Source organism: Vibrio sp. TRT 2004 (assembly GCF_050113735.1).
Taxonomy (GTDB): Bacteria; Pseudomonadota; Gammaproteobacteria; order Enterobacterales; family Vibrionaceae; genus Vibrio.
In genome coordinates this window covers 18,643-29,539 of the sequence record NZ_JBNJOH010000050.1, presented here as the reverse complement: position 1 = coordinate 29,539, position 10,897 = coordinate 18,643, and the positions used below count along the sequence as shown (strand labels likewise).

Here is a 10,897-nt window from a genome sequence, read left to right as displayed (position 1 = left end):
GACTCCGAATACATTAGCGCAAACCAACTCCGTTATTACTAAATTGTAGTTGCAATAACGGGGCGGACCATACATTTCTTTAGGAGAGATCGCTCGGGAGATTAATGAAGTTTTAGTCCGTTTCTTACCTATGGGCATGATGTTGGCGGCAAGTATCTTTGAGGTACGTGCCAATGGGTTTGAAGTCTCTTGGTGGGGGGGAGGGCTTCCTGATGGTTACTTGATTGAGCGAGATGGCTCAATCGTCCGTCGACTGACTTCCACTCACATGCCATTGGGGGTTCTACAACCTCATGAGTTTGAATCGGACTTGGTGCATTTCAAATTGGAACCAGACCAACAGATCATCTGCTATACCGACGGTGTTATCGAAGCGATGAATGAGGAAGGTGAACAGTTTGGTCAGCAGCGTTTAGAGAAGGCTTTTTTGTCAAATCGAGCCATTATCCCAACCTTGTATGATTCCGTTCGTCAGTTTGCGAACAAGCCTGTTGGGGATGACTTATCCATTCTTGCCATGCGGTTTCCTATCTCCAACGGCAATGTTCAAGAACCACCGCCAAATAGCACGACGATCAATCAGATTCCCAGCCAATCTAAGCTGCGCTTAGATGGAGAAGTATTGCGCAATGTTTCCGTGATGATTGAAGTGCGTAAGTTCGTGGCAGGCATACTGCATGGTGGAGTGCATTTGGACTTGGTATGTTCTGTGCTCTCAGAGCTGTTTGCCAACGCGATTGAGCACGGGCTGTTAAGACTTGATTCTGCGATAAAAGAAGAGCCTGATGGTTTTTTCTTGTTCTATCAACTGCGAGAGGAAAAGCTAAAAGAGTTGGAAGACAGTGCTTGGACAGAACTCAGCATCAATTTTTTACCTAAAGAAGAAAAGTTGATCATGGAACTTGAGCATAATGGAGAAGGGTTTGATTATCAGAAAAATTATGGTTCAAGTCAGGAAAAACAGCCGCTCACCCACGGACGCGGTATTGTTCTTGCTTCGGAATTGTGTGATTCACTAGAGTATTCAAAGCAGGGGCGCAGTGTCACCGCAGTATATTCGTTAAAAGCGGCTCATCACTTTCCGAGCTCTAGCTAACGTTATTTACAGTGTAAAAACATCATCTAGTGATATATGCCTGAAATTGTCACTATTTTGATACAGTGATGAGGATTAATTTTATACACTCGGCCTAGAAGGAACTTAAAGGCAGAATGGCATGTGGGATAAGTTTGTTGCTTTTTCTGATGATAACAAACAAGTTATCGCGAAGTTGTTACCCGATATCACGGTTGATAAGAATTTTGACAGTCGCGGTTTGAGTGAAGCGTTGTCAGCAATTGGCGCTGGAGACTTATTTGTGCTTGAAGACGAAGTCACTCGTTTTATTCATTGCGCAAAAGAGATGAAAAGCGAAGCCTATGTTGGCATCACGGTTGCTGAGGTACGCAATGCTTGTGTCGAAGTCGTTCTTTCTGATCATGACATGCTTGCTAGTATGGTTGTCACTGGTGCCTATCGTGGGCAACCACTCAGAGGCCCACAAATCGTTCACGCTTTGGCTCAAATGCATGTGACTAAAGGGATCAATAAGCTCGCCTTGAAAAAAGTACTGGTCATGAGCCATCAGTTGAAACCTGGAGAGACGTTCACTCAAGCCGTCGCACAAGGCAAGCAACCTAAACAGGGTGTAGACGCCAAATTTGTTCCTTTGGTCAAAGATCCCACCAAACAAGTTCTCGCGCCTAAAGAATCTTCCGTTGATGGTAAAGTCGATATGCTTAATTTGGGCGAGACCATCAATGTTTCACAAAATGACCCTTTAATGAAACGGGTTCCTGCTACTAAGGGGTTGCCTGGGATGACGGTGCTTGGCAAAGTCATTCCACCTAAGCCGGGTAAAGATGCGGTGTTTAAGGTCGGCAAGGGCACGATGATCTCCCCTGATAATCCCAATCTGTTAATTGCCTCCGTTTCGGGCATGCCGATTCTCAAAGAGCGTGGTGTTGAGGTTGAAGATGCACTATGCCTCCCTACCATTGGTGTGGCGACGGGGCATGTTAAATTCAAGGGCAATGTTGTCGTCCTCGGCAATGTCGAGTCAGATATGGTCGTGAGGGCGACGGGAAATCTCACGGTTGGTGGCTTTATTGAATCAGCCGATATCCAAGTTCAAGGTGATATCGAAGTGGCTAAAGGGATCATTGGCCATAACGTTTCTGAAGGTGAGAAGAAAAGCTGTATCGTAAAATCGGGTGGTTCTATTACCGCCAACTATGCGCAGTTCGCCGAACTACAGGCTGCAAATGACATTCACCTTAGTGTCCACTGTATGGGTAATGAAGTTCGTTGTGGACACAATCTCGTGGTTTGTGACGCCAACGAAAAGCAGGGCACTTTAAGCGGTGGCTCTGCTAAAGTGGGTGGCAAGGTGACGTGCGTAAATCTCGGTGTAGAAGGCGATACCGCTACCTACGTGCATGTTTTTGCTCGCTTTCAAATGTATAAAGAGCGTCAAGCTAAGCTCAAAGAACAATATACTCACGCTCAAGAAGGGACTATGGGTATTATCCGCAAAGAGCTGGAATTCAAAAAAACGCCCAAGTCAGAGCGCACTCCCGAACAAGAACAGAAGTTAGAGGCAGACAAGCAGGAAGCCAATGCTCATCTCGAGAAGGTGAAACATGCTCGAGACACTAATGATCAAGAGTTAGAAGTCGCGTTGGCTGAGTGTACCTTAGAGGCTAAGAACAAAGTGTTTACTCACGTAACGGTTCAGTTTGGTGATGAAAAGGTGATCACCAAACGCGTCCGAGGCGCGAGTATTTTTAGTTTCAATCAATATGAAATCAAACGTTCATCGATGTTTGAGGAAGAAGACCTAGAGCAAGACGATTGATTCTTTAGACTTAGACGCTATTAATCATAATCAATGATGCTATCGCCCATATGGTTTGCCGATATACTTTAGTTGGACTTAAATGGGATGACACATGTCTAATTCAATCAATCTGATTGTGGCTTTGATCGCTTTTGCTGCGAACTCTTTTTTTTGTCGTTTTGCTCTGGCTGAAGAGGCGATAGATCCGGGGTCTTTTACCTTCATCCGATTGCTATCTGGTGCGATTACTTTAGCGGTGATTTTGATGATACGCCGCGAACTCAAGAGGCGGTTTTTGACCAGTAAGGTCAGTTGGGCGGGGGGGATTGCACTGTTCGGCTACGCGGTAAGTTTTTCATTTGCGTATACGCAGCTTAGTACCGGAACTGGGGCATTGATTCTGTTTGGTATGGTTCAGCTCGCGTTAGTGGTGTTTCATGTGCTTTCCGGATATCGCTTGAACCGAATCGAAATCTTAGGCATTGCCGTGGCGATTGGGGGCTTTGTTACTTTGATGCTACCCTCTGCCCAAACGCCTAGTTTGTCGGCCGCGATCTTGATGATGTTGTCCGGTATTTGTTGGGCTGCTTTTACGTTATTGGGACGCACGGCGGCGGCACCTTCACTCTCAATTACGCATGGTTTTGTACTGGCGAGCGTCATTGCTTTAGTGCTGAGTCCATGGCTTGTTCATACCGCAACCCTCACGCTGAGCGGGGTGGGATGGGCATTGTTGTCGGGAATTTTCGCATCTGGATTTGGTTATATTCTTTGGTATCGAGTAGTGAAACAGATATCGATGTTGCAGGCCTCTGTCGCTCAACTTAGTGTGCCCGTTATTGCGTTTGCAGCGGGTAGTATTGGCCTTGGCGAGACGATTACAACGAGTTCCGTAATCGCAGCGTTACTTGTGTTAAGTGGTATTGCTGTGATTTTTGTTGCAAAAGAAAACGCTGACCCAGAGTGAGATGATCTGGGTCAGCAGCTTTTGATTAAACGCGATAATGTTCGATTTCATGGTGAAGCAGTTCGGTGAGCTCGGCTAACTCTTGTGTCGCCGCACTGCTTTGCTCCGCTCCCACCGCTGTTTGATTGGAAATTTCGCTGATACTCGATATGTTAGTGTTTATCTCTTCAGTCACTAGACTTTGTTGTTCTGCGGCAGTCGCAATTTGGACATTCATCGCCGTGATTTGATCGACACTCGACTTAATCAAATTGAGTGCATCGCCTGCTTCACGAGCTTTTTCAACCGTAGACAACGCATTTTGCGCGCCGATTTCTAAACGTTGAGTCGATTCACGGCTGCCATTTTGCAAACGCTGAATGGTCTCGAGTATCTCTTGCGTTGACTGTTGAGTTCGACTGGCGAGTGTTCGTACTTCGTCAGCCACCACCGCAAAACCTCGTCCTTGTTCTCCTGCCCGCGCCGCTTCGATAGCGGCGTTGAGTGCCAGCAAGTTAGTCTGTTCTGAAATCCCCTGAATCACATCGACCACACTGCCGATCTCTTCTGAGTGCTTCGCCAACTGGTGCATCGCGTTGACAGAGTCTTGCATTTCTCTCGATAGTTTTTCAATCAAGTCGATACTTTCCGTCACCACTTTCTGACCGCTTTCAGCGGCCTGATCCGCCTGTTCAGAAGCTTGTGCCGCTGATGAGGCGCTTTGCGCGACTTCATGAACCGTAGCGGTAAACTCATTGATGGCTGTTGCGATTTGCTCGGTTTGCGCTTGCTGCGTCAGGATATTTTGTTTGGTCTGTACTGCGACGGCTGAGCTCTCTTCGGCAGAGCGTGCTAATTGACTGATGGAATCACGGTTGGTCTGCACAACATGCTGAAAACTGCTCACAATATTGTTGACTGAGTCAGCAATACGAGCAAACTCATCGTTTCCACTCAGAGATAAACGCTGGGTCAGATCCCCTTGGGCAATTTGCCCTGAAGAGGTCTCTAGTTGGGTCACGGCAGCGTTAATGCGTTTTACTACTACGGTGGAAAGGCCAATGATCACGACCAGAGAAATCAGTGTGATACCGCTTACCGCAACGATAAAGTGACGGGTGTTTTCATTGGCCTGATTGAAACTGTTTTTACCTTCGTTTACCTGCATTGTGAAAAAGGTTTCTGCGAATTTGTAAGCCTCGTTAAACAACGGATTTATCTTACTCAGAAGGATGAGGTTGGAGCCGTTAAAGTCACCAGAATTCAATTTGGCGATGGCGGGTTCAAAACCTTGGTTGGTAATATCGTCAATGACTTTTGCTAGATTAGTGACAACGGTTTTTTCTTCTGCACCAAGCTCGGACTTTAATAGTTCGTTATCAATAATATGATGCAAGGTTTTCAGTGAGGTCTGAATCTGATCAATATGGAACTGCAAAGGGTGGTCATGCATTGCTGCCGTGTCCGATGAAGGATCATGTTGAAATGAGAGTAGCAATGCGCTTCGGGCATTACTCAGTTCATCAATGACTCGACTGGTTCTTATAGTATGTTGCATCCCTTGGCTATACAGTTCTTCAATAAAACTGGCAGATGTCTGCATACCGGATATGCCTTTATAGCCTAAGACCAAGAAGGCAATGAAGGTCAGTAAGATCGCCAATTTTAGTTTGGTACTTACTTTAGCGAACAGCGAGGAGAAACCTTTGCGGGTGAGTTGTGTGTTTTCCGGACTCTGCTCTCGCGAAACTGATGTCATGACGTATCCTCAATTAGTATATTTATTTTTCCTAATATTAGATAAATTGGATGAACTAATCCTCTCTTCAAATTGACTCAGATCATCAAAATAATTTTCTTGTTATGAGCTAGCCCTAAAATGTTAGGTCGCGCATGTTTTTAGAGTCCAAGATGAAATAGTCATTAGCGTGATGAATGGAAGCAAAAAGGCTTCCTTAAAGGAAGCCTTGTGATTTTGTGTGGCTCACTGAATGTGAGTCATGCGGTTTAGCGGTGATATTGGCAACGATCGTGCGTTTCACCATAGTATCCGCTCCGATGCTTTAAAGTGTTGTGATAACGTCTTCAATAGGCAAACGAGCTTTTGGCAGACCGTGGTTATAGTCTTCACCTTCTTTGTGGTAGCCCATTGCAAGTGCAAAATCACATACGTATCCGTCTAGCTCTTCTTTGAATACGTCACCGATTAGCTCGGCATCAACCCCTTCCATTGGTGTCGAAGCAATCCCCAAGCGTGCCAGTGTGTGTAAGGTATTACCTAGGGCAATGTAAGTTTGAGCTTTCGTCCAATTTCCGTTGTAGCCTGCCTCATCGGTATTCAGTTCAGCAAAACCGAATGCGCCATTTAGCATGTCGTTGTATCGCTCTGCTGGTAAATGACCTGATGTCACTTCTGCATCGACAACTTTTTTGTACTGCTCTTTGGTATAACGTGGGTTATGGGCAAACAAAATCGTATGTGATGCTTCTTTTGCGTGTGGTTGATTAAACGCAAACTTATTGGCAAATGTGTCGTGAAATCTTTGTTTTGCTTCATCACTCTCTAGCACGATAAATTTCCATGGTTGCTAGTTAATTGATGAAGCAGATAGGTGGATCGCTTGCTTGATGGTTTCGATATCCTGCGCTGAAATGCGTTTGGTCGCGTCATATTTTTTAGCGGTGTAGCGAGTTTCTAAATCTTTGATAATTGGATGAGTCATATGGGCTCCTAACTTTCTCTATATTGGCGCCAATTGCCGTCAGCGTCTCTTGATGAGGGTAATTTACGTCATGATAACTAACGGAAAAATAGCGATATTTGCCAATCACTATGGAACTTTTTGTCCATAATGCAGCGTGGCAAGGAGTCGGTTAGAAACGCATAAAAATTAAAAACGGGCCTCGCTATGAGACCCGTTGTCAACGTTGAGCGGAGCAACAAAGGGCTAGATAGGTACCACAAGGATATCAACGGGAGATGCATCGACTAAATGTTTGGAGTAAGAGACAATTTTGCTCCAAAAATCGTGGTGGTGACCACAGAGCAAGAGATCGACGTTATTATTTTCGATCGTATTCGCTAATTTATCGGCTAGGTCTCCCGAGCCAAGCAGGATGTGCTTAATAGGGAATGCGCTGTACGATTCAAATGCGCGGATTTGTTCAATGGTGTGCTCACCAAACGGCGGCTGATTCGTCTCGGTTTGAAGGTCGACAACTTCTGGGTAAATCTCCCCGTGAGAGCCATCAATATGGATAAATGAAACCTCGGCATTCGTCAGTTTTGCCAAGTAGACCGCTTTATCGACTAACACTTTACTTTCGTCAGTAAGCTCAAGCGCAACAAGAATATGTTTGTAGTTCATAAACATGACCTTCTAGTGAATATCCTAATCTAAGCATAAACCTTGAGGTTGGATAAAGGTGCCGTCAAGATCTCGAAAATGCCAAAAGCTTACATAAAAAGGCCAACAAAATAGGAAAGATAAATTAATTATCCCGACCTCATTTGTTTGGCTAGGCTAGGTCTACAATGGTGGGCAGATAAACGACGGACTAGGAACTGAACATGACCACATTCCCGACCAATTTTCTTTGGGGTGGCGCGATCGCTGCCAATCAGGTAGAAGGCGCTTTTAACTCTGATAACAAGGGGTTATCAACTTCTGATATGTTGCCAAATGGCATTTTAAGCCCGCATCAAAGTCGTGAACAACGTGGTGAAGGAATCAAGGATGTTGCGATCGATTTTTACCATCGTTATCCGCAGGATATTGAACTATTCGATGAGATGGGATTCAACTGCTTACGGCTTTCTATTGCGTGGACGCGTATCTATCCAAATGGCGATGAACTAGAGCCAAATGAGCAGGGGCTGGCATACTACGACAAGATTTTCGATCAACTGGCTAAGCATAATATTCAGCCGTTTGTGACCTTATCTCATTATGAGATGCCCTATGCGTTAGTCGAAAACTATGGCGGTTGGGCTAGCCGCGAATTGATCACCTTTTTTGAGCGTTATGCGCACACGGTATTTGAACGTTACAAAGACAAAGTCAAACTTTGGTTGACGTTCAACGAGATTAACATGTCGCTTCACGCGCCATTTACTGGTGTTGGCTTGGCTGAAGAGGCTAATCAACAGCAGATTTACCAAGCTATACACCACCAACTACTGGCTAACGCGAAAGCCGTTAATCTGTGTCACAAGGTGATTCCAGATGGCAAGGTAGGCAATATGCTGCTTGGTGCGATTAACTACCCATTCACCTGTCATCCTGATGATGTGATTGCAGCGATGCATGAGAACAACAAGTGGTTATTCTTTGGTGATGTCCAAACGCGAGGTAAGTACCCAGGTTATATGTTGAGATATTTCCGTGAACAAGGCATCGAGATTGAGATGCAACCTGGAGATCTTGAGTTGTTAGCCAGTGCGAGTGTCGATTTTATCTCATTTAGTTATTACGCCAGCGGCTGCGCGAGTGCGGATCCTAAGCACAAAGAGGTGGGAAATATCGTTGACAGCGTTCCGAATCCTTACCTTGAAAAAAGTCAGTGGGGGTGGCTCATCGACCCGAAAGGGCTACGTATACTGCTTAACTTTTTGTACGACCGCTACCAAAAGCCATTATTTGTGGTGGAGAATGGTCTTGGAGCTCGCGATGAAATCGATGACAACGGCCAAATCAATGACGATTATCGAATCGCTTATCTCAATGATCATTTGGTTCAGGCTCACGAAGCGATGTTAGATGGCGTTGAGCTAATGGGATTCACCAGTTGGGGGCCCATTGATTTGGTGGCCAACTCAACCGCCGAGATGAGCAAGCGATACGGATTTATCTACGTTGATAGGCATGATGATGGACACGGTAGTTTAGAACGAAAACGCAAAAAGAGTTTTTTCTGGTACCAACAGGTGATTGCCACTCATGGTGCTAGCCTTACGCAGAAATAGCCAAATATTATTCCATACAAGTAAAAGGAGCCGTTATGAGGCTCCTTTTTATTCACACCGACGTTCGACAAATGCACTGAGAAAATGATCGCCTTTAGTTTTTTGTATTCTCACATAGTAAGAAATGTAGCATTATTTTGTTTATAAATTCCTACCAAGTAAGAATACAATTTGATCACTATCAATCGAAAACGCTACAACAATAGCGTGAACTCTATGAAACAGAATAGCGGACAGGTTAACGAAAAAGTTCTTCAACTATTAATGCAGGTGGCGGTCAATGATGAGCCGATCACAGCCAAACAGTTGAGTGAACAATTAGGCACACCGATCAGTAGTCTTTACCGTCATTTGAAGTTGCTAAAAGAGTGGAATCTGATCGAGGAAAGTCCAAATGACAAAACCTTGATCATCGGTCCAGCAGCTCTGCTATTGATGCGCAGTTATGAAACGAGTCAACACGACTTAGATGTCGTTGACGCAGTGTTGAACCGCTTACAGAAACAGACGGGTGAGATGGCGGCTTATATGGTGCCTGTTGGTTACAGAGCATTGTGTGTGAGTCGCAAAGAGAGCATGCAGGCGCTTCGTTGCAGCTACGTCCAGGGTCAAAGTCAACCCCTGTTACGAGGCGCCTCATCCAAAGTTATGTTGGCTTATATGCCAGCAACGCGATGTGAAAAAATCTTGCGCTATTTTGGGGAACAAGAACGCCACGAACAGTGGAAGCTGGAACTGGAGCAAATCCGCAATCAGGGATATGCCGTTAGTACCTCAGAAATTGACTCTGGTGTTTCTGGTATCAGCGCACCAGTAATGAAAGGCTCCAAACTGATCGGCGCAATTTCAGTAATGGCTCCTGCTCATCGAGTTCAATTAAATCAACAGAGGATCATTCTTCACGTACTTCAAGCAGCGAGGGCATTGCCCCCAGAAAGGTAATTCATATGTTTGGCCTATTTCGACGTAATAAAGATCAAAATCTCACAGGGATGTTGTCTCATCGTTTAGCTCTTCTCACGGTTAGTGAAAAGCTCAAGCCGATGAAGCTGGTGGATTTCGAAATGGCCGATCAAAGCTTGGAAGAGATTTATCAGTGGATTGAAGAGCTGGATGGTTTTAGCTGGTTAAATGGTGGGCACTACAACCTTACTGCTCAGCCAGTGACCAAATACCAGCATCAGTTGAGCCGTTACCTTGGCACTGAGACATTGCCAGTTGTGTTTACTAATAACAGTGAAACCTTGCTCCACTCGTTGCCTCTGTTGCATTCCTCTAGACAAGAGCTTGGCATTGTTCATATTGGTCGAGACTTTGAACTCAAGGCGTCACTAGAACCCGTTCAAGGCAGCGCATACCATTTTGCTCTTGCTCGCTACAATGAGTGTCGTCTGTTCTGCCTAGGGGTTGATATTAACCAGCATACAGAGCGTTTGTTAGAATACGCTGAAGACTTAGGTTGTGATTGGATGACGGGTGAAGAATGCAGCTTCAGTCATCGTTTTCAAGTCAAGAATCAGTTGGCGAGCTTTTTAGCGCACTGTAATGATGTGGTAGTAAACATCGACTTATCTTGCCTCTACCCAGTCTCGAGATTGGAGCAAGGAACGGCATTGGATGTGCAGATGGTCAATCGTATGATTCGTCAGTTACTGATTTCCGGAAAGGTGCGTCAGGTACAATTGGTGGGTTATAAAGATAAACATCTTTACTCAAAACAGACGCAAAGCATCATGCATGAGTTAACTCAGTTGTTTCCTTTCAGCCATAGAGCAGCCTAATTTTCACTGCGATAAAAACACAAAAGCTGGCGGTTAAGCCAGCTTAGTACGGTGGGTTAGCACATTAAGATGATTTGCTCGCGTCTTTGTTCGACTCTTTCCAGTATTGAATGCGTACGCGATGCAATTGTGCTTTTCTCATTTTCTTCATGATAATCCCTCACTTAAAAAACAAACATGCTCCTCAATGAGCTTATGTGAATGTAGTTCCTCATGAACAATCAACAATGTAGCTACCAAATCTGAAAAGATCTAGGTTTTTGATCACATTTTTTTGTACGTATTACACTATTTATCAGTCAAAAGTGAACCATAGCGCACTTTA

The 10,897-nt window shown here is 44.9% G+C and carries 7 protein-coding genes and 2 pseudogenes; 6 read left to right on the top strand and 3 right to left on the bottom strand.

Going from position 1 to position 10,897, the window contains the following annotated elements; genetic code table 11:
• Nucleotides 1-73: 73 nt before the first annotated feature.
• The 3 genes and pseudogenes from ACQEXR_RS16865 to ACQEXR_RS16855 form a co-directional block, all read left to right on the top strand.
• Nucleotides 74-1,096, top strand: a pseudogene (locus ACQEXR_RS16865) (SpoIIE family protein phosphatase); the annotation flags it as partial.
• A gap of 121 nt (nt 1,097-1,217) precedes the next feature.
• Nucleotides 1,218-2,897 (top strand): DUF342 domain-containing protein, encoded by a 1,680-nt coding sequence (locus ACQEXR_RS16860; RefSeq protein WP_427020786.1) that lies wholly within the window; start codon nt 1,218-1,220, stop codon nt 2,895-2,897.
• Between the two features lie 94 nt (nt 2,898-2,991).
• A complete protein-coding gene (locus ACQEXR_RS16855; protein ID WP_427020785.1) occupies nt 2,992-3,846 on the top strand; it encodes a DMT family transporter in 855 nt (284 codons plus the stop codon).
• A 25-nt stretch (nt 3,847-3,871) separates the two neighbouring features.
• On the opposite strand, the gene ACQEXR_RS16850 is transcribed toward ACQEXR_RS16855, so the two are convergent.
• The 3 genes and pseudogenes from ACQEXR_RS16850 to ACQEXR_RS16840 all read right to left on the bottom strand — a co-directional run bounded on the left by ACQEXR_RS16850 (nt 3,872) and on the right by ACQEXR_RS16840 (nt 7,193).
• Nucleotides 3,872-5,584 carry a methyl-accepting chemotaxis protein gene (locus ACQEXR_RS16850; RefSeq protein ID WP_427020784.1) on the bottom strand — a complete coding sequence of 571 codons (1,713 nt, stop codon included), beginning with the start codon at nt 5,582-5,584 and terminating at the stop codon, nt 3,872-3,874.
• Between the two features lie 304 nt (nt 5,585-5,888).
• A pseudogene (locus ACQEXR_RS16845) lies at nt 5,889-6,548 on the bottom strand (nitroreductase family protein).
• Nucleotides 6,549-6,773: 225 nt separating this feature from the next.
• Complete coding sequence (locus ACQEXR_RS16840) at nt 6,774-7,193, bottom strand: universal stress protein (protein WP_331418066.1); 420 nt, start codon at nt 7,191-7,193, stop codon at nt 6,774-6,776.
• 203 nt (nt 7,194-7,396) lie between these two features.
• Here ACQEXR_RS16840 and ACQEXR_RS16835 point away from each other — a divergent pair, with 203 nt between their 5' ends.
• The 3 genes from ACQEXR_RS16835 to ACQEXR_RS16825 all read left to right on the top strand — a co-directional run bounded on the left by ACQEXR_RS16835 (nt 7,397) and on the right by ACQEXR_RS16825 (nt 10,572).
• Entirely contained in the window at nt 7,397-8,791 is a 1,395-nt protein-coding gene (locus ACQEXR_RS16835; RefSeq protein ID WP_427020783.1) for a glycoside hydrolase family 1 protein, read from the top strand.
• Between the two features lie 216 nt (nt 8,792-9,007).
• The gene (locus tag ACQEXR_RS16830) at nt 9,008-9,733 is read left to right on the top strand and encodes an IclR family transcriptional regulator (protein WP_419723629.1); all 726 of its coding nucleotides are present in this window, start codon (nt 9,008-9,010) and stop codon (nt 9,731-9,733) included.
• Between the two features lie 5 nt (nt 9,734-9,738).
• Nucleotides 9,739-10,572, top strand: a complete 834-nt coding sequence (locus ACQEXR_RS16825; RefSeq protein WP_138973042.1) for an arginase — start codon at nt 9,739-9,741, stop codon at nt 10,570-10,572.
• Nucleotides 10,573-10,897 lie beyond the last annotated feature (325 nt).